General features: G+C 58.2%; 19 protein-coding genes, 4 tRNA genes and 1 riboswitch. Of the genes, 6 read left to right on the forward strand and 17 right to left on the reverse strand.

Annotated elements, in window-relative coordinates; genetic code table 11:
• The first annotated feature begins 108 nt into the window (after positions 1–108).
• Positions 109–1,746, forward strand: coding sequence for a malate dehydrogenase (quinone) (gene mqo, locus B3I26_RS27690; protein ID WP_296262600.1), 1,638 nt, complete (start codon positions 109–111; stop codon positions 1,744–1,746).
• Between the two features lie 158 nt (positions 1,747–1,904).
• Here the strand turns inward: mqo and B3I26_RS27695 are convergent, their stop codons facing one another.
• Positions 1,905–2,417 (reverse strand): DUF1203 domain-containing protein, encoded by a 513-nt coding sequence (locus B3I26_RS27695; protein WP_296262601.1) that lies wholly within the window; start codon positions 2,415–2,417, stop codon positions 1,905–1,907.
• Between the two features lie 189 nt (positions 2,418–2,606).
• Positions 2,607–2,683, reverse strand: a tRNA-Arg gene (locus B3I26_RS27700).
• A 307-nt stretch (positions 2,684–2,990) separates the two neighbouring features.
• Between B3I26_RS27700 and B3I26_RS27705 the strand changes: the two genes are divergently transcribed.
• The 3 genes from B3I26_RS27705 (at position 2,991) to B3I26_RS27715 (ending at position 4,221) form a co-directional block, all read left to right on the forward strand.
• Positions 2,991–3,224 (forward strand): hypothetical protein, encoded by a 234-nt coding sequence (locus B3I26_RS27705; RefSeq protein WP_296262602.1) that lies wholly within the window; start codon positions 2,991–2,993, stop codon positions 3,222–3,224.
• Positions 3,225–3,275: 51 nt separating this feature from the next.
• On the forward strand, positions 3,276–3,473 hold the full coding sequence (locus tag B3I26_RS27710; RefSeq protein ID WP_296262603.1) for a PA3371 family protein: 198 nt from the start codon (positions 3,276–3,278) through the stop codon (positions 3,471–3,473).
• A 421-nt stretch (positions 3,474–3,894) separates the two neighbouring features.
• Complete coding sequence (locus B3I26_RS27715) at positions 3,895–4,221, forward strand: Arc family DNA-binding protein (RefSeq protein ID WP_296262604.1); 327 nt, start codon at positions 3,895–3,897, stop codon at positions 4,219–4,221.
• 126 nt (positions 4,222–4,347) lie between these two features.
• On the opposite strand, the gene mgtE is transcribed toward B3I26_RS27715, so the two are convergent.
• Positions 4,348–5,790 (reverse strand): magnesium transporter, encoded by a 1,443-nt coding sequence (gene mgtE / locus B3I26_RS27720; protein WP_296262605.1) that lies wholly within the window; start codon positions 5,788–5,790, stop codon positions 4,348–4,350.
• Positions 5,791–6,111: 321 nt separating this feature from the next.
• On the opposite strand from mgtE, the gene B3I26_RS27725 reads away from it, so the two are divergent.
• A complete protein-coding gene (locus tag B3I26_RS27725) occupies positions 6,112–6,621 on the forward strand; it encodes a DUF4124 domain-containing protein (RefSeq protein ID WP_296262606.1) in 510 nt (169 codons plus the stop codon).
• Between the two features lie 42 nt (positions 6,622–6,663).
• Here B3I26_RS27725 and B3I26_RS27730 read toward each other — a convergent pair.
• The 7 genes from B3I26_RS27730 to ltaE all read right to left on the reverse strand — a co-directional run bounded on the left by B3I26_RS27730 (position 6,664) and on the right by ltaE (position 12,684).
• Positions 6,664–6,740, reverse strand: a tRNA-Arg gene (locus B3I26_RS27730).
• A 136-nt stretch (positions 6,741–6,876) separates the two neighbouring features.
• Positions 6,877–6,953, reverse strand: a tRNA-Arg gene (locus B3I26_RS27735).
• A 107-nt stretch (positions 6,954–7,060) separates the two neighbouring features.
• A tRNA-Ser gene (locus tag B3I26_RS27740) sits at positions 7,061–7,151 on the reverse strand.
• A gap of 62 nt (positions 7,152–7,213) precedes the next feature.
• A complete protein-coding gene (csrA, locus tag B3I26_RS27745) occupies positions 7,214–7,402 on the reverse strand; it encodes a carbon storage regulator CsrA (protein WP_020290522.1) in 189 nt (62 codons plus the stop codon).
• 185 nt (positions 7,403–7,587) lie between these two features.
• Entirely contained in the window at positions 7,588–8,820 is a 1,233-nt protein-coding gene (locus B3I26_RS27750) for an aspartate kinase (RefSeq protein ID WP_296262607.1), read from the reverse strand.
• Between the two features lie 90 nt (positions 8,821–8,910).
• Positions 8,911–11,535: an alanine--tRNA ligase gene (alaS, locus tag B3I26_RS27755; protein ID WP_296262608.1), complete on the reverse strand. Its 2,625-nt coding sequence runs from the start codon at positions 11,533–11,535 to the stop codon at positions 8,911–8,913.
• 144 nt (positions 11,536–11,679) lie between these two features.
• Positions 11,680–12,684: a low-specificity L-threonine aldolase gene (gene ltaE / locus B3I26_RS27760; protein WP_296262609.1), complete on the reverse strand. Its 1,005-nt coding sequence runs from the start codon at positions 12,682–12,684 to the stop codon at positions 11,680–11,682.
• 184 nt (positions 12,685–12,868) lie between these two features.
• Positions 12,869–13,028, forward strand: a riboswitch (FMN riboswitch).
• Between the two features lie 127 nt (positions 13,029–13,155).
• Between ltaE and B3I26_RS27765 the strand changes: the two genes are divergently transcribed.
• Complete coding sequence (locus B3I26_RS27765) at positions 13,156–13,650, forward strand: 6,7-dimethyl-8-ribityllumazine synthase (RefSeq protein ID WP_296262610.1); 495 nt, start codon at positions 13,156–13,158, stop codon at positions 13,648–13,650.
• 132 nt (positions 13,651–13,782) lie between these two features.
• On the opposite strand, the gene astE is transcribed toward B3I26_RS27765, so the two are convergent.
• The 7 genes from astE to B3I26_RS27800 all read right to left on the reverse strand — a co-directional run bounded on the left by astE (position 13,783) and on the right by B3I26_RS27800 (position 21,664).
• Positions 13,783–14,790 carry a succinylglutamate desuccinylase gene (astE, locus tag B3I26_RS27770; protein WP_296262611.1) on the reverse strand — a complete coding sequence of 336 codons (1,008 nt, stop codon included), beginning with the start codon at positions 14,788–14,790 and terminating at the stop codon, positions 13,783–13,785.
• 21 nt (positions 14,791–14,811) lie between these two features.
• Positions 14,812–15,105 (reverse strand): topoisomerase II, encoded by a 294-nt coding sequence (locus B3I26_RS27775; protein WP_296262612.1) that lies wholly within the window; start codon positions 15,103–15,105, stop codon positions 14,812–14,814.
• Between the two features lie 73 nt (positions 15,106–15,178).
• Positions 15,179–16,525 carry an N-succinylarginine dihydrolase gene (astB, locus tag B3I26_RS27780; protein WP_296262613.1) on the reverse strand — a complete coding sequence of 449 codons (1,347 nt, stop codon included), beginning with the start codon at positions 16,523–16,525 and terminating at the stop codon, positions 15,179–15,181.
• A gap of 110 nt (positions 16,526–16,635) precedes the next feature.
• Positions 16,636–18,102, reverse strand: a complete 1,467-nt coding sequence (astD, locus tag B3I26_RS27785) for a succinylglutamate-semialdehyde dehydrogenase (protein WP_296262614.1) — start codon at positions 18,100–18,102, stop codon at positions 16,636–16,638.
• The gene (gene astA / locus B3I26_RS27790) at positions 18,102–19,127 is read right to left on the reverse strand and encodes an arginine N-succinyltransferase (RefSeq protein ID WP_296262615.1); all 1,026 of its coding nucleotides are present in this window, start codon (positions 19,125–19,127) and stop codon (positions 18,102–18,104) included. Before astA ends, astD begins: the two co-directional genes overlap by 1 nt.
• A gap of 100 nt (positions 19,128–19,227) precedes the next feature.
• Positions 19,228–20,259 carry an arginine/ornithine succinyltransferase subunit alpha gene (aruF, locus tag B3I26_RS27795; protein ID WP_296262616.1) on the reverse strand — a complete coding sequence of 344 codons (1,032 nt, stop codon included), beginning with the start codon at positions 20,257–20,259 and terminating at the stop codon, positions 19,228–19,230.
• A gap of 184 nt (positions 20,260–20,443) precedes the next feature.
• Positions 20,444–21,664, reverse strand: a complete 1,221-nt coding sequence (locus B3I26_RS27800; RefSeq protein ID WP_296262617.1) for an aspartate aminotransferase family protein — start codon at positions 21,662–21,664, stop codon at positions 20,444–20,446.
• Positions 21,665–21,685 lie beyond the last annotated feature (21 nt).

The following is a 21,685-nucleotide window of genomic DNA, read 5'->3' on the forward strand; positions in this document are numbered from 1 at the left end:
CCGAGAGCGAAGCCTGTAACGTTTATGCCCGATGCGGCGTACAACGCGACGGGATAGCGCCTGAAGAAGGGCTGCAGGTGGATAACTTTCTATCTATTGGATGAATCAATGTTCAAGAAAACGAGCAAGGCTCTTCTGGGCCTGGCGATTTCGGCGACCTGCCTGCAAGCCCATGCCGCAGAAAGCAAAAAAGTCGACGTGCTGCTGATCGGCGGCGGCATTATGAGCTCGACGCTGGGTGTGTGGCTCAATGAGCTCGAACCTGGCTGGTCGATGGAAATGGTCGAGCGCCTGGACGGCGTCGCCGAGGAAAGCTCCAACGGCTGGAACAACGCCGGTACCGGACACTCGGGCCTTGCCGAACTGAACTACACGCCTGAAGACAAAGACGGCAAGGTCAACATCTCCAAGGCCATCGAGATCAACGAAGCCTTTCAGGTGACTCGTCAGTTCCTCTCCTGGCAGGTTAGAAGCAATGTCCTGAAGAACCCGCCGTCGTTCATCAACACCACACCGCACATGAGCTTCGTGTGGGGTGACGACAACATCAAGTTCCTGAAGAAGCGTTATGACGCGCTGCAAGCCAGCCCGTTGTTCCGTCCGATGCAGTACTCCGAAGACCCGGCCCAGATCGCCAAGTGGGTGCCGCTGATGATGGAAGGTCGCGATCCTTCCCAGAAGCTGGCGACCACCTGGACGCCAATCGGCACCGACGTCAACTGGGGCGAAGTCACCCGGCAATACGTGTCCTACCTGCAAACCCGCCCCAACTTCGACTTGAAGCTGTTCAGCGAGGTCAACGACATCACGCGTAACGAAGACGGCTCCTGGCACGTTGAGTACAAGAACCTCAAGGACGGCACCACTACCGGTACCGACGCCAAGTTCCTGTTCATCGGTGCGGGCGGCGGTGCGCTGAAGCTGCTGCAGAAATCCGGCATCCCCGAAGCTCGCGATTACGCAGGCTTCCCGGTCGGCGGCTCGTTCCTGGTGACCGACAACCCGACCGTCGCCATGCAACACATGGCCAAGGCCTACGGCATCGCCTCCACCGGCGCCCCGCCCATGTCGGTTCCGCACCTGGATACCCGCGTGCTCGATGGCAAGCGCGTGATCCTGTTTGGCCCGTTCGCTACCTTCTCTACCAAGTTCCTGAAAGAAGGTTCGTATCTGGACCTGTTCAGCAGCATGACCACGCACAACTTCTGGCCAATGACCAAGGTCGGTATCGAGCAGTATCCGCTGGTCGAGTACCTTGCCGGTCAGTTGATGCTGTCCGACGACGACCGTTTCAAAGCGCTGCAGGAATACTTCCCGCACGCCAGGAAAGAAGACTGGCGCCTGTGGCAAGCCGGCCAGCGCGTACAGATCATTAAGCGTGACGCGGACAAGGGCGGCGTGCTCAAGCTGGGTACGGAAGTCGTGTCTTCCCAGGACGGCACCATCGCCGCTCTGTTGGGCGCGTCGCCGGGCGCTTCGACCGCTGCACCGATCATGCTGAACGTGCTGGAAAAAATCTTCAAAAACCAGGTGGCGACGCCTGAGTGGCAGGCCAAGATCCGCCAGATCGTGCCCAGCTATGGCACCAAGCTGAACGATTCGCCTGCAGCCGTGCAGCAAGAGTGGAACTACACCGCTGAAGTCCTGCAACTGGGCAAGCCGCCGGTTATCGACCAGAGCGTCGGCACCAGCACGACGCCGAGCAAGCCGGCTGAAGGCAAGGCTGCGAGCGACATGGCGCTGTAAGCATCACTGCCGTAACTCGGCACTGCTGACGCTATAAGCAAAGCCACGGGGGTCGAATCCCGTGGCTTTTTTGTGCCTGTCTCCTGTGGGTCTGCCGCACCCACCACCTCGACGTTGATCACATCAAACAGCATGCGTCCCACGCCTGCCCTGCACACCTACACACGGTCAATGCGGCCGGCGTAGCACCCTTGTTTGGCATTGTGCGCATGGATATAACTGACATGGATGTTGGCAAACATTCTTTCAATCACCGATTCAATCGCCACGCCGTCAACAACGTCGGCATCGATCATCATCCCGCCTGCCGAGTAAGCACGAAGAGACAGTAAGCGGATGCGCATCGATTCGGGCACCCTATCGACAGCGTCATACGCTCGCGTAGCGCCCTCGCGTATGAAGATTGCGTGGGAGGCACGGTAAGGCGTATCGGCAAGCAGGCATAGATGATTGAGCAACAGCACGCTCTCACCGGGCTCTGCGTCCTTCATTTCGATGCGATCAGGGAAGCCAGGCTTAGCATCGACTCGGTAACGCTGGATGCCAAACGCTGACAAATCGTCATCGGATAATCCAAAAACCGCTGAAAGGGTTCGGGGGAAAGGCCGGAAATACGGAATGCCATGATAAATGCCTGTCGAAGTGGGAGCGCCTATCAAACAGGCATCCACACCAGCGGCACTATCCGTTTGTTGCTATCGGGTTTCGCATTGCGGACAAAGAGCGTCAGGGCACTCAACGGTCGCCGCGCTTGGCGCAGCGGTGCGGGCGGAAGATGATGGGGAGCAAGACTCGAAAGAACGAGCACGAGACTGTTTTGAAGACCAGACCGAAGCCGCAAAGGCCGGAGTCAGTGTGTATGGTGTCCCAGGCGGGGTTCGAACCTGCAACCTTCCCCTTAGGAGGGGGATGCTCTATCCAATTGAGCTACTGAGACACATGGCGGACGCGCGGAATGGCGTCAGCGGGACGGCGTGCATGTTAACGGCAAGCCTCTGTTTTGTCATGTCGTCATTGTCTTTTTAGCTTGCAGGCTGCCAACGGTTTGACTGCGACAAAACCTGCGTCATGCAATTTGCAATGCTCCATAATGACATCATTGCAAACTGCAACCTAAGACGCGACTGTAAACTAGTTAAGGTATTGATTTAAAATGGTTTTAATTAACAAAAGGCTTGGCATGCAGGCTGCATTATCTGTATTCACGCAATCCCCCCTTCATACCAAGCCCGAAGGTATTCGAGATGAACATGACTCTCTCCCTGTTAAATGCTGCGGCACTCGTCGTACTGGTGGCCTTCCACTTCCACGATGACGGCAGCAAGACCGAGAGCGTCGCTGTTCAAGCTCAACCCCACCATTTGCTCAAACAGGTACCACGTTTTGCTGCAATGCCTGCGCAGCGCTCCAACGCCATGCTAGCGAACGATACTGATGAAGCCATTCCGGTAGACCGTTCCGAGCGTTGGGTGTTTTAAGGCTGTCTGAACGCAAGGGGTTGCCAATCCGTTTTTATCGCGAGAACAGCTATGTCCAAAGCAGCACTGTCGTTTTTAATCCTGGCCGTCATGGCCATCGCAATTGATCAGTTGCTCCCGGTGTCGATGGATACAATGGGTACCGTCGCCAAGACTGGCGCGGGCGTCTTTGCCAGCCTGTTCGTCGCAGCACTATTCGTTGGCCGTCGAATCAAATTCGACCCGGTGTTGCGCCAAGCCAAGCCCTGACATCCGTACGCAATATTCCGCATTAGAAATCCTTGGGTCGATAACTACCTCGGTCATTTATTCGAGTCCTAGCTGAAGACCCTTTGTCTATTTCTCCCAGCGCCTCTCGTAATTTCAGCCAGACACCTCTACCCTGAAGCCAGATAGCCATCACTGCGTGCATCGTTGCTACAGGCAGTGGAATTGGGCATTCGGGAACTTTGCAAACCAGAACGCATTTCGGTTAATTGGTGCTGGCCAAACGCCTTTATCTAGTTCAATATTTGTCACAGATTTGACGTCAAGGTTCCGGCGTCTTGATGCATGATGACGGACCTTTATGCTGGCAGGTTGAACATTTTCCCGAAATGGCAGTCAGACGATGACATCTCGCGGCCAAATGCATGAACCGCCTCTCCTTTGAACTAAATCGGTTAAATATATGAGCCCTATGAAACAGGCCAATTATTCCAGTCGCACAGCTGACAAGTTCGTTGTCCGTCTTCCGGAAGGCATGCGTGAGCGCATTGCGGAAGTTTCCAAAGACAACCATCGCAGCATGAACTCTGAAATCATTGCGCGTCTCGAACAGAGCCTGATTCAAGAAGGTGCGCTGGGCGACGAGCCTAAGCTGCGCCTGGACAGCCCTGAGCTGTCACTGCATGAACGTGAGCTGCTGCAACGCTTTCGCCAACTCGCTCATCGTCAGCAGAATGCTCTGGTTTCGCTGATCGCACACGATACCAACCAGGCCGCCGACGACGAATAAGCCCCGAACGCCGGAAACAAAAAAAGCCAGCGCATTGCTGGCTTTTTTGTGGACATTAATTATTAACGACTTAATGCACTCTAATAAAAAACCGCCCATGAAGGCGGTTTGTTTATTGTTCGCAAGTTAAAGCAAGAAGATAGTTGCCAGCCCAAGAAAGATGAAAAATCCACCACTGTCGGTCATGGCAGTGATCATGACGCTGGAACCCATCGCCGGATCACGTCCTAGTCGCGCCAGGGTCATTGGGATGAGTACCCCCATGAAAGCCGCGAGCAGCAGGTTCAACGTCATGGCAGCCGTCATGACCACGCCCAGCGACCAGCTGTGATACAGCAGGTAAGCGACAATACCTATCACCCCACCCCATATCAAACCATTGATCAGCGCGACCCCCAGCTCCTTGCGCATCAAGCGTGAAGTATTTCCGGTGCTGACTTGGTCAAGCGCCATGGCGCGGACAATCATGGTGATGGTCTGATTGCCGGAGTTACCCCCGATACCTGCCACGATCGGCATCAGCGCAGCAAGCGCTACCAGTTTTTCGATCGAGCCTTCGAACAAGCCAATCACGCGCGAAGCGATGAACGCAGTCACCAGATTCACCGCCAGCCAGGACCAGCGGTTGCGCAAGGAACGCCAGACCGAGGCGAAAATGTCCTCCTCCTCGCGCAAACCGGCCATGTTGAGGACTTCTGTCTCGCTCTCTTCGCGAATCAGGTCAACCATTTCGTCAATGGTTAAACGGCCGATCAGCTTGCCGTTCTTGTCCACTACGGGTGAAGAGATCAGGTCGTAACGTTCAAAGGCTTGCGCGGCTTCATAAGCATCGCTATCGGGGTGGAAGCTGACTGTATCGCTGGCCATGACTTCCGAGACCTGCTTTTCAGGATCGTTGACCAACAGACGCTTGATCGGCAGCACGCCCTTGAGCACGCCGTCGTAATCAACCACGAACAATTTGTCGGTGTGGCCAGGCAACTCTTTGAGACGACGCAGATAACGCAAGACCACTTCCAGACTGACGTCTTCACGGATGGTAACCATCTCGAAGTCCATCAACGCGCCCACTTGGTCTTCGCTGTAGGACAAGGCGGAGCGCACGCGCTCACGCTGCTGGCTGTCCAGCGCTTCCATCAACTCATGCACGACGTCGCGAGGCAGCTCTGGTGCGAGGTCAGCAAGTTCGTCTGCGTCCATTTCCTTGGCAGCAGCCAGCAACTCGTGATCGTCCATGTCGGCGATCAGGGTTTCACGAACCGAATCGGATACTTCAAGAAGGATGTCGCCGTCACGCTCCGCCTTGACCAATTGCCAGACCGTCAGGCGGTCTTCCACGGGAAGGGCTTCGAGAATATAAGCAACGTCTGCGGAGTGCAGATCATCGAGCTTGCGCTGCAACTCGACGAGGTTTTGCCGGTGAACCAGATTTTCAACGCGATCCTGATGCTGGCCTTCCTGACGGTGGGTCAGATCTTCGACGACACGCTGGCGCTGCAGCAGATCGACTACCTGCGCGAGGCGATCCTGAAGGCTTTCTTGCGTTTTTTTTACTTCTACTTCGGTCATAGGCGAACTCCACTCCCAGCAGTGGACCGCGCCGGAAGATCAATCAGTCGATTCTTGATTGGTAAAGCTTAAGGCTGAGCTGCTACTGGGTAAGTCCATGGAGGTATTCCACAAGCCCCGGCGGGGCTGACGGGCGCAATCATACACCGCTTACCAGGGCCCCATGTTAAAAATTCAACGCGGAACAAGCGCTTGCAACACAATGTTAAACAGTCTCCGAGTCAGTATTGCGACCGCTTCACATCCAGAGAATAAAACGCGCTCGCCCGGCCTACTCCCTCTGGCTAGTCTCTCCTGACACCGGTCAAGGAGGACGCTCACATGCCGTTGGACATTCGTACAACCGTTATTACTGCCCTGCTCGCACTGCCTGCCACCGTTGAAGCTGCGACAGTGCATCGTTGCGAAGATGAAACCGGCAATATCACCTTCACTGCTTCGGGTTGCCCGCCAGGCCAGTCTGTAAAACTGCAGCAAGCGCACAACTCACTGCCCGGAACAACTCCTGCCATGCGCCCGCCAGCAAGAGAGCCGTTGAGAAGACAATCAGAGCGGGAATTAGTGGTGATCGGCCGCCGGGACGACGGCTGTGGAAATGTCTTGAGCGCAGAACAACGTCGACGGGCAATCATCAATCAGCAAACACCTGCCGGGATGACGAAACGGGACGTGGAAAGTCTGCTAGGCAAGCCAGACAAAATTATCGGGCGCAATGCAGAGCAGCGTTATGTGTATGAAGAAAAAAAGGGGCGCAGCCGACAGGTTCAGTTTGATGAGCATGGGTGCGTGAAAGACACACGCGCAATGCGCAAAACGCATAAGCAAAAATAGAAAAGCAAAAAGCCCGCATTTGCATGCGGGCTTTTCGTTTTATGGTGCACTCGACAGGATTCGAACCTGTGACCGCTCGGTTCGTAGCCGAGTACTCTATCCAGCTGAGCTACGAGTGCATGTGGCGCTTGATAAACCAGATCACCTCTGGTCAATGCATTTTACTTCAGGAAGTGAGTGGTACTTCCGAAGACCTGTTAAAGCCAGGCTCTTTCTTAAGGCTGTTATTCATATCACTATGAACAACGCTTTAAATGGTGCACTCGACAGGATTCGAACCTGTGACCGCTCGGTTCGTAGCCGAGTACTCTATCCAGCTGAGCTACGAGTGCATTTGTTGCCGCGCATTATAGGCCGTCAAATCTTTTGGTCAAGCACTTTTTCTAGTAAATTCAAGAACTTACCGGTTAAGCAAGATTACAACGTACTACGCAAATAATGGCGGAGAACGGGGGATTCGAACCCCCGACACCCTTTTGAGGTGTACTCCCTTAGCAGGGGAGCGCCTTCGGCCACTCGGCCAGCTCTCCGCAACACGGGGCGTATAATAACCACCCTTTTCCCCGTTTGCAAACCAAAAATTCAATAAAAATTAATGGCTTGGTTCCTGGTCCTTCTCCTTCTTTATGCGCAGGTAAATCTCTTCACGATGGACAGCCACTTCCTTGGGCGCATTGACGCCAATTCGTACCTGGTTACCTTTTACGCCGAGCACGGTCACGGTGATTTCACCGTCCCCGATAATCAGGCTCTCCGCGCAGCGACGGGTCAAAATCAGCATACTCATCTCCTTAACCTGAAATCAGGGACAACTGTCTGCACTACAAAAAGAAGGCTTCGGCCCGAACCGGCATCGGCAGCAGGTCTACGCCTGAGTATTGACCAGCGGCGGGAAAAAGACAGTTTTCCCGCGCACATCAAAGACACGGACGGCGCGGGATCGACCGCGCCGTCCGGCAAACCTCTTTACTGGCCCTGACGCGGGGTGTCGAGCTCGAACGCCGTGTGCAGAGCGCGCACGGCCAACTCCAGGTATTTCTCCTCTATCACTACCGAAACCTTGATTTCGGAAGTGGAGATCATCTGGATGTTGATGCTTTCCTTGGCCAGCGCTTCGAACATTCGGCTGGCAACCCCTGCGTGGGAGCGCATGCCGACGCCCACGATGGAGACCTTGGCGATCTTGGTATCGCCGATAACCTCACGGGCGCCGATTTCGCTGGCTGTGTTTTCCAGGACCTGCAGCGCCGACTGGTAATCATTGCGGTGCACGGTGAAGGTAAAGTCGGTGGTGTTATCGTGCGAAACATTTTGCACGATCATGTCGACTTCGATATTCGCGCCGCTGATCGGCCCCAGAATCTTGAATGCAACGCCCGGGGTGTCTGGCACGCCACGGATCGTCAGCTTGGCTTCGTCGCGATTGAAGGCGATGCCAGAAATGATCGGCTGTTCCATGGATTCCTCTTCATCAATGGTAATGAGGGTACCTGGACCCTCCTTGAAGCTGTGCAGTACGCGCAGCGGGACGTTGTACTTGCCGGCGAACTCGACCGCACGAATCTGCAGCACCTTGGAGCCGAGGCTGGCCATTTCCAGCATCTCTTCGAAGGTGATCTTGTCCAGCCGTTGGGCCTGGGAGACAACGCGCGGATCGGTGGTGTAGACGCCATCGACGTCGGTGTAGATCTGGCATTCGTCTGCTTTCAAAGCGGCTGCCAGCGCTACCCCGGTGGTGTCCGAGCCCCCGCGACCCAGGGTCGTGATGTTTCCGTTTTCATCAACGCCCTGGAACCCGGCGACCACGACCACACGCCCTTCTTTCAAATCAGCGCGAATTTTCTGATCGTCAATCTGCAGAATACGCGCCTTGTTGTGCGCGCTATCCGTCAGGATACGGACCTGATTGCCGGTGTAGGACACCGCTGGCACGCCACGCTTGATCAATGCCATGGCCAGCAAGGCAATGGTGACCTGTTCGCCAGTGGAGACGATCACATCCAGTTCGCGAGGAACCGGCTGATCGCTGATCTGCTTGGCCAGGTCGATCAGGCGATTGGTTTCGCCACTCATGGCAGACAGAACCACCACCAGGTCATCACCCGCTTCGCGGAATTTTTTGACTTTGTCGGCCACCTGCTCGATACGCTCTATCGAGCCTACGGAGGTGCCTCCAAATTTCTGTACGATTAAAGCCATCTCAAAGCCGCCTCAGCCCTTGAAGGGCGCCCGTTAACATTCAAACCGCGTAGCGCCAGAGCCTATGGACGCAGGCCCCGGTGGGTCGACTTAAATTCCCTGTTCGGCGAATGGCACAGCCAACGCCAGCGCTGCGTCCAGGCCGGCGGCATCAACACCACCACCCTGCGCCATGTCAGGACGACCGCCACCTTTACCGCCCACGGCGGCGGCCGCTTGCTTCATCAAATCACCGGCTTTGAGTTGGCCAGTCAGGTCTTTGGTGACGCCTGCCACCAGCACGACCTTGTCCTCATGCACTCCACCGAGCAGGATCACTGCGCGGCCGAGTTTGTTCTTCAACTGGTCGACCAAGGCCAGCAGCGCCTTGCCATCCTGACCGTCGAGACGGGCAGCGAGGACTTTGGCACCCTTGACCTCCACCGCAGAGGCAGACAGATCGTCACCCGCAGCACTGGCCGCCTTGGCCTGCAGTTGTTCCAGCTGTTTTTCCAATAGACGATTGCGTTCCAGGACCGCCGTCAGCTTGTCCAGCAGGTTGTCGCGATTGCCTTTGACCAGGTTCGCGGCTTCCTTTAATTGCTCTTCAGCGGTATTGAGATAGGCCAATGCGACGGCACCGGTCACAGCCTCGATACGACGCACGCCAGCGGCCACGCCACCTTCGCTGATGATCTTGAACAGCGCGATGTCGCCGGTGCGATTGGCGTGGATACCGCCGCACAGCTCGACCGAGAAATCGCCGCCCATGCTCAATACGCGAACGTTGTCACCGTACTTCTCGCCGAACAGCGCCATGGCGCCCTTCTTCTTGGCGGTCTCGATGTCGGTTTCTTCGGTTTCGACGGCAGTGTTTTTACGCACTTGGGCGTTGACGATGTCTTCCAGGGCCTTGATCTGCTCGGGCTTGATCGCTTCGAAGTGACTGAAGTCGAAGCGCAGGCGCTGACTGTCGACCAGCGAGCCTTTCTGCTGGACGTGATCGCCCAGTACCTGACGCAGCGCTGCGTGCAGCAGGTGGGTGGCCGAGTGGTTCAGGGAAGTGGCCTGGCGCACTTCTGCAGCGACGTCCGTACTGACGGTCGCGCCGACTTTCAGACTGCCCGACACTTGTATGCCGTGATGCAGGAACGCGCCGCCGGTCTTGGTGGTGTCGCTGACGTCGAAACGTGCATCGCCCGCGGTGAGGTAGCCGCTGTCGCCAATCTGGCCGCCGGATTCGGCATAGAACGGAGTCCTGTCAAGCACGACCACACCGTCTTCGCCTTCATTCAACTGCTCGACCGCCACGCCTTCCTTATAGAGAGCAACGACCTTGGCTTCGCCGACCGTAGCGCTGTAACCAGTGAACTCGGTCGCGACGTCAACCTTGACCAGCGTGTTGTAATCCAGAGAGAACGAACTGGCCGAACGCGCGCGTTCACGCTGGGCATCCATCTCGCGCTCGAAACCGGCCTCATCGAGGGTCAGGTTGCGTTCGCGGGCGATGTCGCCAGTCAGGTCCATCGGAAAACCGTAGGTGTCATACAGCTTGAACACCACATCGCCCGGCACCACGGTGCCTTGCAGCTCGGCAAGATCCTGCTCGAGAATCTTGAGGCCCTGCTCCAGGGTCTTGGCGAACTGCTCTTCTTCAGCTTTAAGCACCCGTTCTATGTGCGCCTGCTGGGACTTCAGCTCAGGAAAGGCTTCGCCCATCTCGACGACCAGCGCCGCGACGATCTGGTAGAAAAAGCTGCCCTTGGCGCCCAGCTTGTTGCCGTGACGGCAGGCGCGACGAATGATGCGGCGCAGCACATAGCCACGGCCTTCGTTGGACGGCAGTACGCCGTCGGCAATCAGGAAGCTGCAGGAACGGATGTGATCCGAAACCACCTTGAGCGACGACTGATCGCCATTGCTGCAGCCGATCGCTGCAGCCGAGGCGCTCAGCAGATTCTTGAACAAATCAATTTCATAGTTGGAGTGCACGTGCTGCATGACCGCACTGATGCGCTCAAGCCCCATGCCGGTATCGACAGATGGTGCAGGCAGTGGGTGCAGAACGCCGTCCGCAGTGCGGTTGAACTGCATGAAAACGTTGTTCCAGATCTCGATGTAGCGGTCACCGTCTTCTTCCGGCGAGCCCGGTGGCCCGCCCCAGATATCGGCACCGTGATCGTAGAAAATCTCGGTGCAGGGACCGCACGGGCCGGTATCGCCCATGGTCCAGAAGTTGTCGGAGGCATAAGGCGCGCCCTTGTTGTCGCCGATGCGAATCATGCGCTCGGTCGGCACGCCAACTTCCTTGGTCCAGATGTCGTAGGCTTCATCGTCCGAGGCGTAGACGGTGACCCAGAGTTTTTCCTTGGGCAGGTTCAGCCACTTTTCGGAGGTCAGGAAGGTCCATGCGTAGGTGATTGCATCACGCTTGAAGTAGTCGCCGAAGCTGAAGTTACCCAGCATCTCGAAAAAGGTGTGGTGACGCGCGGTATAACCGACGTTTTCCAGGTCGCTGTTCTTGCCCCCGGCGCGCACGCATTTCTGGCTGCTGGTGGCGCGCGTGTAGGAGCGCTTTTCCTGACCAAGGAAGCAATCCTTGAACTGGTTCATACCTGCGTTGGTGAACAGCAGGGTCGGGTCGTTGCCCGGAATCAAGGAGCTGGAGGCTACTCGGGTGTGGCCTTGCTCTTCGAAGAAGCGAAGGAACGCTTCACGGATTTCTACGCTTTTCATAGGTTCTTCCACGGGAACTGCGGCCTGAGGCAAATGCATAACGTCATTCGACGTAGCGACGGCAAAGGGCCGCATTATATAGGCGTTGCTTCCACGGTACAGTGACTTTGTACGATAGAAGCAGCCAATTGGATTATCGGTGAGTTATCGACTGCCGAATTCGGCAAACGCCGCGACCACTTGCTCCATTTGCGCAGCCGACGCGTCCAGGTGCGTGACCATGCGCAGACGCGGCGAGGCGCTGAGTACGATTCCTCGCTCGGCACAGAAAGCCTTGAGCGGCCCGGCACGTTCACCAACCTGCACGTAAACCATGTTGGTTTGCACGGGCTCGACTTCAAAGCCCAGCTCACGCAGCGCCTTGCCCAGAAACGCGGCGTTGGCGTGATCGTCGGCCAGACGTTCGACCTGGTGCTCCAGCGCGTACAACCCGGCCGCGGCAATGGAACCGGCCTGGCGCATGCCGCCGCCGACCATTTTGCGCAGACGCCGCGCTTTGGCGATGAACTCACTGGCTGCGCATAACACCGAGCCTATCGGGGCGCCCAGGCCTTTGGACAGGCAGACCGATACCGAGTCGAAATGCTGCGTGATCTCGCGCGCGTCGACACCCAGCTTCACGGCAGCGTTGTAGAGACGCGCGCCATCGAGGTGTAATCCCAACCCCTTTTCATGGGTCAGTTTGCGCGCCGCCGCCAGGTATTCCAGAGACAGGACCTTGCCCTGCATGGTGTTTTCCAGGGCCAGCAAACGGGTGCGGGCGAAATGAAAATCGTCGGCCTTGATCGCCGCCACGACCTGGTCGAGGTCCAGCGAGCCATCGGCCTGGTTGTCCAGGGGTTGAGGCTGGATCGAACCCAGCACGGCCGCGCCACCACCCTCGTATTTATAGGTATGTGCCTGCTGGCCGACGATGTACTCATCGCCACGCTCGCAGTGGGCCATCAGGCCCAGCAGATTGCTCATGGTGCCACTGGGGACGAACAACGCTGCGGCGAAACCCAGCCGTTGTGCCAGCCATGACTCCAGCGCGTTAACCGTTGGGTCTTCGCCATACACGTCGTCGCCCAAAGGCGCTCGGGCCATGGCCTCGCGCATGCCTGCGGTGGGTTGGGTCACTGTGTCGCTGCGCAGATCGATAACCGTCACGATGAGGCTCCCTCAGAGGTGGTTCGAACCTCAGTGTTGAGGTCAGAACCCTGGATAATCAAGGCTTCGATCGACAATTCCAAGCGATGCTTATATGAAAAGCTGATGAAAACCATCAAAAAGGCTCCATGCACACTCGGATAATCTGTGTTACAAACTGCACGCCGGCGAATGATGTCGTCGGCAACGTTCTCAGGGCGGGGTGCGATTCCCCACCGGCGGTAATGGCGCGCAATGCGTCTAGCCCGCGAGCGCTCGATCGGGATTCAGATCCCGAAAGAGGTCAGCAGACCTGGTGAGATCCCAGGGCCGACGGTCATAGTCCGGATGAAGAGAGAACGGGATTGGTACCACAGGATCGTTTCGAGGCATTGGCATAGGCGCTTGTCGCCGGACCTGCCATCGACCGTACCCTGACATCCCTTTCGATCCAAAGCGCCCTGTTTTTTAATTAAACAGGAGTCAGAACACATGCAACCTACCGCAATTCATGCTCACGAGCGGATCGCCTTCATTCAAGCCTGCTGGCACAAGGATATTGTCGATCAGGCGCGCAAAGGTTTTGTCGCCGAGATGGCAAACCACGGATATGCAGAGAGCGATATCGACTTTTTCGAAGTGGGCGGCGCCTTCGAAATTCCGCTACACGCTAAATTGCTGGCCAAGACCGGCCGTTACGGCGGTGTCGCGGCGGCGGGCCTGGTGGTGGACGGTGGAATCTACCGCCACGAATTCGTCGCGCAGTCAGTGATCAGTGCGTTGATGCAGGTGCAGCTTGAAACCGAAGTGCCGGTGTTTTCGGTGGTCCTGACCCCGCACCACTTCCACGCCGGTGAAGAACACCAGAAATTCTTCTTTGATCACTTCGTGCATAAAGGTGAGGAAGCGGCGAAAACCTGCGCAGACACATTGGCCAAACTGCGTGCAGTGCGTCGCGGGGGCGAACTGCACAAAGTGGCAGGCTGATTGACCCGCTGCTGATGAACGTTCCCACGCTTTGCGTGGGGATGTATCGCGTGACGCGCTGCGTCACAGGACGCGGAGCGTCCAGGTGGGCGTTATCACGCGAGCATGGGAACGATCATCTTCCAACGCTGCTTATCCCAACTGCACATCCGTAACCGGCACAATCAGAATCCCTGCGCGCAGGCCATTTTTAACCTTCGGGTTGGGGAAAATGATGCGTGTACCCTCCTCCTCGATTACCCAGCGCGAATCAGCCTGGTCTTCGGCCAGCAGATAGCCCTTTTCCAGTTCGGTAAAGTTCTCGATGTCGTCGCGCAGATGCAGGCGAAAGGCATCGCTGCGTTTGATGATCTCCCGCGCCACGCTGAACAGTTGCAAGCCATCGAGCTGATTGGCTGAAACGGGTTCAGTCCCTTCTATCAACTGCTCCAGCAACGACTTCAGTGCCGACAGATTGACCTGCTGGTTTTGACCGAATGGACGTGCCTTGCCCAATTCCAGCGTGAAGGACTCCGCCCCAAGCTTGTCGTAGGTATAGGCACTGAACACGATGGAAGGCGTGTTCTGTAGCAGGACCGCCTGCATTCCGGCCCTCTGCAGACGAGCCAACTCGCGGCGCGAGTGCTGACGGCCTTCTTTCCACGGGTAGAGGGCGAATTGCTCGATCTTCGAGCCCCGAATGGCGGTGTGCAGGTCGTAGTGCAGGCGATAGCGGTCAGGAATGCTAAAGAAGCTCGCGGCCAGGCGCTCCAGTTCGCAAGCACGCAGTGCTTCGTTACCGCTGCCCTGTTCATGACGGCCATTGAACAGCCGATTAACGTCCTGCTCGACGTAACGCCCGCCGCGACGCATGGCCTCGGGATTACCGAACAGGAAAAGAATACGTGCGCAAGGCTTGAGCTCGGCTCGGGCAATGGCGTGAATCAGCTCGTCGAGCAGCTCGATGGGCGCCGTCTCGTTGCCATGAATGCCGGCTGAGAGCAGCAGGTCGGTTCCATTGTCATGGCCCTCTGGCGGCCGGACCTCCAGCGCACCCTCAGCCAGCCAGCGCAGGCGCACGCCTTCGGCAGTCAGTTGAGTCTTTTCAGCGGGTTCGCGACCCGCCAGGGTCAGTTCAAGCAGTTTGCCGAGGGCGAGCATGGTGCAGGTTCCTGCTGAGTCTTAGTCGTGGTTGCAGTCTGGACCGTGGACATGGCCAGCTTCATCGTCGCCGCCAGCGTCTGCCGGTTCCATCTCCAATTGCAGGCTCACCAGGTTGGTCGCCAGCGGACGCAGCAATAGATTGGCATATTCGGCATCGTCTTCTTCGACGTCCACGCCGATCAGCAGTTGGCCGCGGCCGTCTTGCTGGATCCACACTTCTTTGCCCTGCCAGATAACGGCAAAGCGGGTGCAGGACGTTTCCAGCTGCGTGCCGTCGGTGTCTTCAAGGATCAAACGCAGGGCGTCGGTCATGTCAAAAATTCTCTCTGTATAAGCACTGCATCGCGCTAAACCCCGCTTGGGTCAGGCGCAATGTCATAGCGCGTCAGTTGATTTGGAAAGGATACACCGCGCCCAGTTTCAGGTGCTGGGTCAGCTCATCCAGCGCCGTACGGCATTCGGTCAGCAAGTGTGGGTCGGCCAGGTCGTTGTCGCTCAAGCGGTCACGATAATGCTTGTCCACCCACTGGGTCAGCGTGTCATACAACGGCGCCGTCATGATAACCCCTGGGTTGACCGCCGCCAGTTCCGTTTCATTGAGCGCCACCCGCAGACGCAGACAGGCAGGTCCGCCGCCGTTCTGCATGCTTTGCTTGAGATCGAAGACCTTGACCTCGCGAATGGGTCCCTCATCAGCCATCAGCCGTTGCAGGTAATTCCACACCCGCTCGTTGCTGCGGCACTCTTCCGGCACGATCAGCAGCATCGAGCCATCGGCGCGGGACAACAGCTGGCTGTTGAACAGGTAAGAACGAACGGCGTCCTCGACAGCCACTTCGGTGCGCGGCACGCAGATGGCCTGGAATCGACCGCCGCGACGGCCGAGTTTGTCGTGCAACTCACCGAGCATGTGCTCGGTATTGAGGAAGGCGTCCTCGTGGTAGAAGAGCACTTCGCCGTTGCCGACTGAAATCACGTCGTTGTGAAACACGCCCTGATCGATCACGGCCGGGTTCTGCTGCGCGTACACAACACCCTCGTCACTCAGCCCGTGCAGGCGCGCCACCGCTTGCGAGGCCTCCAGGGTCTGGCGCGCGGGGTATTTCTGCGGAGCCGGGAAACGGGTATCAAACGCCGCGCGACCGAAAACGAAGAACTCTACGCCTGCCTCGCCGTAGCTGCGGCAGAAACGCGTGTGGTTGGCCGCACCTTCATCGCCGAACTGGGCGACGGCGGGCAGCGCCGCATGGTGGGCAAAGTGCTGCTGATCGGCAAACATCGCGCCCAGGATACGGGTGGTGGTCGGGTGTTCGATACTGCGGTGGTATTTGCAGTTGAGGTTGGCAGCGGTGAAATGCACGCGACCATCGGCAGTGTCGGCGCTTGGGCTGACCGTCGCGGCGTTGGCCACCCACATGCTCGACGCCGAGCAACTGGCTGCCAGCAGCGGCATGGATTGTTTGGCCGCACGCTCGATGACCTGCGCATCGGTGCCGTTAAAACCCAGCTTGCGCAGACCGGCAATGTCCGGGCGTTCCTGTGGCGCCAGCACGCCTTGGGTAAAGCCCAGCTCGGTCAAGGCTTTCATTTTTGCCAGACCCTGCAGCGCCGCTTCCCGCGGGTTGGATGATTGCTGGCAGTTGCTCTGGGACGCGACGTTGCCGTAGGACAGGCCGCCGTAGTTATGGGTCGGCCCCACTAGACCGTCAAAGTTGACTTCACAGGATTTCATCGGTGAGGCTCCGTGGATCTGTTTTTATAAACATCGTGTTCGTGCGGCGCATAAAAGTAATCCACTGCCTGGTCGCACAGCCGCCGGACGGCTGCAGGTCACTCAAGCCATCAATTCAGGCTGATGCCAGGCGTCAGACTGGATGGCAACACCAGCGCCCCGCTCTCCAGCGACGCCACCGGGTAGGCGCAATAGTCCGCTGCATAATAGGCACTGGCGCGATGGTTGCCCGATGCACCGACGCCGCCGAATGGCGCGGTACTCGCAGCACCGGTCAGTTGCTTGTTCCAATTGACGATGCCGGCGCGGCTTTGCAGCCAGAACTGCTGATAACGCGCCTGGGAATCCGACAGCAGGCCGGCAGCCAAGCCGTATTGCGTCGCGTTGGCCTCTTCGATTGCCGCGTCGAAATCAACGTAGCGAATGACCTGCAGCAGAGGGCCGAACAACTCCTCATCCGAGCGATCACTCACATCGCTGACGTCCAGGATACCCGGTGTCAGCAACGCCGATTGGGCATCAGCCTGAGTCATTTCCAGCAACGACACCGCGCCGTTGGCCAGCAACTGCTCCTGGGCATCGAGCAACGCCTGCGCAGCCTTCAGGGAAATAACCGAGCCCATGAAAGGCGCTGGCTGCTGATCGAACGCGCCCACCTGAATGGTTGAAGTCACCTCAACCAGCCGCGCCATGAAGGCATCACCCCACGCACCTTGTGGCACCAACAGACGACGCGCACAGGTGCAGCGCTGGCCTGCCGAGATGAATGCCGACTGGATCACGGTGTATACCGCCGCGTCGACATCAACGACCTGATCGACCACCAACGGATTATTACCGCCCATCTCCAGCGCAAGAATCTTGTCAGGACGCCCGGCGAACTGTTGATGCAGTGCATGACCGGTGCGGCTGGAGCCGGTGAAAAACAGGCCGTCGATTCCTGCGTTGGCCGCCAGCGCAATACCGGTTTCCCGGGCGCCTTGCAGCAAACTCAGCACACCTGCGGGTAGACCTGCGTCGATCCAGCACTGCACGGTCAACTCGGCCACCTTCGGCGTCAGTTCACTGGGCTTGAATACCACCGCATTGCCCGCCAGCAGTGCCGGGACGATGTGCCCATTGGGCAGATGCCCCGGAAAGTTGTAGGGGCCGAACACCGCCACCACGCCGTGAGGCTTATGGCGTAACACAGCGGTGGCGTCGCCCAGCGGGCTGCTCTTCTCGCCGGTACGTTCGCGATAGCTTTGCACTGAAATCGCCACCTTGTTGACCATGCTGGTCACTTCAGTTGCCGATTCCCACAGCGGTTTGCCGGTTTCCTCACCAATGCAGCGAGCCATCTCGTCAGCTCGGCCTTTCAGCGTGGCGGCGAAGGCTTCCAGCACGGCGATGCGCTCTTCCAGCGTACGCGTCGCCCAGGCCGGGAACACGTGACGCGCAGCGTTTACAGCGGCACCGATCTGTTCGGCGGTGGCGCCCTGGCCCTTCCAGATGACCTCCTGCGTGACCGGGTTCAGCGATTCAAACGCCTCGCCCTGACCGGCTTGCCAGGCGCCGGCAATATATAAGGTGTTCATTAAATGCTCTCCCGGGCTGGCGACAGCGGCACCGCACGAACCTGATCGCCAGCATTCAAGCGCAAGCGCCTGGCGGTTTTCGGATCGACCACCAGAGTGCCCGCAGCGAAGCGAGCGGGTGCAGCCGTGACGCGGCAGTCTTCACGTTTGCGGTTATGGATAAGGAAGGGCGTGGCATCATCGCCCGGCGTGCCGACGGCCAACACCAGCGCCTGACTGTCGCGCACTGCGCGAATCTTGCCGGTTTCGCACTCGATGGCCGGCCCCGCATCGAAAATATCGACGTAGCCTTGATAGCTGAAGCCTTCGGCCTTGAGCATGCTCAGCGCAGGCTCGGTACTGGTGTGCACGCGCCCGATGACATTGCGCGCCGCTTCCGAGAGAAAACAGCTGTACAACGGAAACTTGGGCATCAGTTCGGCGATGAATGCGCGGTTGCCGACGCCGGTCAGATAGTCCGCCTGACTGAATTCCATCTTGAAAAAATGCCGCCCCAGGCTCTCCCAGAACGGCGAATGCCCCTGCTCGTCGGACATGCCGCGCATCTCGGCGATGATCTTGTTGCCGAACAAGTGAGGAAATTCAGCGATGAACAGCATCCGCGCCTTGGACAGCAGGCGACCGTTGAGGCCATTGCGCAAATCGGCATGCAGGAACAGCGAGCACAATTCAGAGTTGCCGGTCAGATCGTTGGCCAGGAACAGCGTTGGTATCTCGCGGTAAATCTTCAGCTCTTGTGACGCGCTCACCGTCAGCCCTACCCGGTAGTTGTACCAAGGCTCACGTAAACCTACCGCGCCGGCGATGGCGGAAATACCAACCACACGCTCCTCATCGTCTTCAAGGACGAACAGGTAGTCGGCATCGCCCCGTTCGGCTTCGCCAGCGAACGTTTTCTCGGCCCAACCGACCCGATGCGCCAGACGCTCTTCGTTGGCTGGAAGCGTGGTCAGGCCAGCGCCTGTACTGCGCGCCAGGTCGATCAGCGCCGGAAGGTCACTGCTGCGTACGGGACGAACGATCATGCTTTCTCCTCAAGCCGGCTTGGGCAAAAACCGGCGAACTCGCTAACCTGCGACACGGTGTCAGGCCGTCACTCAGCGCTGACCACCGATGACTCAACTGTCAAACCGCGACGATGCGCACGCTGGCGCCCTCACCGACACCCAGCGCCTCGGCTGCTGCCAGGCTCAGGCTCACCGGCTTGCCGGGCACCCAGTCCAGCTCCAGCATCACGGCGCGGTAGTCCTGCAATTGCCCGTTGGCAACCAGGTAAGGGCGACCGCCCTTTGCGGCATCGCCGCTGTTTACCGTGTCGACTTTGACGGGCACCACGCGGCTCTGGGCAATCGAGCGAATGCCGGAGACGCGGGCGTGCAGGGTTGGGCCTCCGTCGAAGATGTCGATGTAATGATCGGTTTCAAAGCCTTCACGCATCAGGATGTCGAAGGTGATCTGCGCGCGAGGGTGAACCTGACCCATCGCTTCCTGGGCTTCGTCCGGCAATAGCGGAACGTAGATCGGATAATGCGGCATCAGTTCGGCGAGGAACGTGCGGCTTTTCAAACCGCAGATGCGCTCGGCTTCAGCGTAATTGAGGTCAAAAAAGTTGCGGCCGATGGCGTCCCAGAACGGCGAATCGCCGTTCTCGTCGCTGTAGCCGACGATCTCGGTGACCACCGAGTCGGCGAAACGCTCGGGGTGCGCTGCGACAAACAGCAGGCGCGCCCGGGAGTTGAGTTCAGACCATAGCGTGCCGACCAATTCGGGCAGCACGTAGAAGCTGGTCAGCAGGCTGTTGCCGGTCAGATCGTGACATTGCGAAAGCACGTGAATCTTGTTGTGGATCTTAAGTTCGCGCGAGGCATGTACGAAGGTTTCGTTACGGAAGCTGTAGAACGGCTCGGAATACCCGGCCGATGCAACAATCCCTGAGCAACCGACAAGACGGCCGGAATCGGTATCTTCCAGCACAAAAAAATAGGTTTCCTCGCCGTTGAAACTGACCTCGGCGGCGAACGACGCTTCGGAAGCGGCGATCTTGTCACCCAGACGTCCAGCGTCGTCCGGCAGGGACGTGACACCAATAGGGCTGTCCGCAGCGAGTCGTTGGACCTCGCTCAGATCCGCCATTTGCGCGGGGCGCATCACCAGCATGGTGCCACTCCTTGAGAAAAAACAGGCCGGTAGTCCGGCACAGGAAAAATAAATACGTCACATCATGGTGACCTCGTAGCGGTACGGCTCGCCTGCGGCAGCGATATCAACAATGTCACCGCCGGGCAGCCGTGCTGCTACGAAGCAAGTCGCTGCGCAGACATCAAACACGCAAATGGGACTTTCAGGCCTTGGTCAGCTTCGCAATCGCACGTTCAAAGCGATCCAGCCCTTCGTTGATATCGGCCTCGTCGATCACCAGACTCGGCGCGAAACGCACCACGTCGGGGCCGGCCTGCAGAATCATCACGCCTTCGTGTTCGGCGGCGTTGAAGAACTCCTTGGCCTTGCCCTTCCAGGTGTCGGTCAGAACGCAGCCGATCAGTAGCCCCATGCCACGCACTTGGCTGAACACGCCATATTGCTGGCCGATTTGCTCTAGGCGAGCCTTGAAAAGCTCGTGTTTGGCATTTACGCCTGCAAGCACTTCGGGCGTGTTGACGACGTCAATGACCGCCTCGCCTACCGCACAGGCCAGCGGGTTGCCACCATAGGTGGTGCCATGAACGCCGACCGACAGGTGCTTGGCCAGTTTTTCAGTGGTCAGCATGGCGGCCATCGGGAAGCCACCGCCGATGCTCTTGGCGCTGGAAAGAATGTCTGGAGTCACGCCATAGTGCATGTAAGCGAACAGATGGCCGCTGCGGCCCATGCCGCTCTGCACTTCGTCGAACACCAGCAGTGCATTGTGCTCATCACAGAGTTTGCGAGCACCTTGCAGGTATGCCACCTCGGCTGGCAGCACGCCGCCTTCGCCCTGGATCGGCTCCAGGACGACAGCGCAGGTCTTGTCGCTCACTGCGGCTTTCAGCGCTTCCAGGTCGTTATACGGGACATGGGTGATGCCGGTGATTTTCGGGCCAAAGCCGTCAGAGTATTTCGGCTGCCCGCCAACGCTGACGGTAAATAGCGTACGGCCATGGAAGCTGTTCAGTGCCGCAACGATTTCGTACTTCTCGGTGCCGTAGAGATCATGGGCGACGCGACGGGCCAGCTTGAAGGCCGCTTCGTTGGCCTCGGCGCCGGAGTTACAAAAGAACACGCGTTCAGCGAAGGTGGCGTCGACCAGCTTTTTGGCCAGACGCAGCGCCGGTTCGTTGGTGAACACGTTAGAGACATGCCACAGCTTGTTGGCTTGTTCCGTCAGCGCGCCGACCAGCGCCGGGTGTGCGTGGCCCAGTACGTTGACCGCGATGCCGCCGGAGAAATCGACCAGCTCGCGCCCCGACTGATCCCACACGCGGGAACCCTGGCCGCGCACGGGGATGAACGCTGCGGGGGCGTAGTTGGGGACCATCACCTGGTCGAAATCGGCACGTTGCACCGGAACTTGCTCAACGGACATCGGAGTCTCCTGAAGAGGAAC

The sequence above is a fragment of the Pseudomonas sp. UBA5706 genome (assembly GCF_002419965.1).
Taxonomy (GTDB): domain Bacteria; phylum Pseudomonadota; class Gammaproteobacteria; order Pseudomonadales; family Pseudomonadaceae; genus Aquipseudomonas.

Bases quoted from the DNA above. Each gene is read 5' to 3' on its own strand.
- B3I26_RS27765 (WP_296262610.1), top strand. From the start codon at position 13,156: ATGCAACCTACCGCAATTCATGCTCACGAGCGGATCGCCTTCATTCAA.
- B3I26_RS27775 (WP_296262612.1), bottom strand. From the start codon at position 15,105: ATGACCGACGCCCTGCGTTTGATCCTTGAAGACACCGACGGCACGCAG.
- B3I26_RS27710 (WP_296262603.1), top strand. From the start codon at position 3,276: ATGTCCAAAGCAGCACTGTCGTTTTTAATCCTGGCCGTCATGGCCATC.
- B3I26_RS27715 (WP_296262604.1), top strand. From the start codon at position 3,895: ATGAGCCCTATGAAACAGGCCAATTATTCCAGTCGCACAGCTGACAAG.
- astD (WP_296262614.1), bottom strand. From the start codon at position 18,102: ATGAACACCTTATATATTGCCGGCGCCTGGCAAGCCGGTCAGGGCGAG.
- aruF (WP_296262616.1), bottom strand. From the start codon at position 20,259: ATGCTGGTGATGCGCCCCGCGCAAATGGCGGATCTGAGCGAGGTCCAA.
- B3I26_RS27800 (WP_296262617.1), bottom strand. From the start codon at position 21,664: ATGTCCGTTGAGCAAGTTCCGGTGCAACGTGCCGATTTCGACCAGGTG.
- B3I26_RS27705 (WP_296262602.1), top strand. From the start codon at position 2,991: ATGAACATGACTCTCTCCCTGTTAAATGCTGCGGCACTCGTCGTACTG.
- csrA (WP_020290522.1), bottom strand. From the start codon at position 7,402: ATGCTGATTTTGACCCGTCGCTGCGCGGAGAGCCTGATTATCGGGGAC.
- astA (WP_296262615.1), bottom strand. From the start codon at position 19,127: ATGATCGTTCGTCCCGTACGCAGCAGTGACCTTCCGGCGCTGATCGAC.
- mqo (WP_296262600.1), top strand. From the start codon at position 109: ATGTTCAAGAAAACGAGCAAGGCTCTTCTGGGCCTGGCGATTTCGGCG.
- B3I26_RS27750 (WP_296262607.1), bottom strand. From the start codon at position 8,820: ATGGCTTTAATCGTACAGAAATTTGGAGGCACCTCCGTAGGCTCGATA.
- astB (WP_296262613.1), bottom strand. From the start codon at position 16,525: ATGAAATCCTGTGAAGTCAACTTTGACGGTCTAGTGGGGCCGACCCAT.
- astE (WP_296262611.1), bottom strand. From the start codon at position 14,790: ATGCTCGCCCTCGGCAAACTGCTTGAACTGACCCTGGCGGGTCGCGAA.
- mgtE (WP_296262605.1), bottom strand. From the start codon at position 5,790: ATGACCGAAGTAGAAGTAAAAAAAACGCAAGAAAGCCTTCAGGATCGC.
- B3I26_RS27725 (WP_296262606.1), top strand. From the start codon at position 6,112: ATGCCGTTGGACATTCGTACAACCGTTATTACTGCCCTGCTCGCACTG.
- alaS (WP_296262608.1), bottom strand. From the start codon at position 11,535: ATGAAAAGCGTAGAAATCCGTGAAGCGTTCCTTCGCTTCTTCGAAGAG.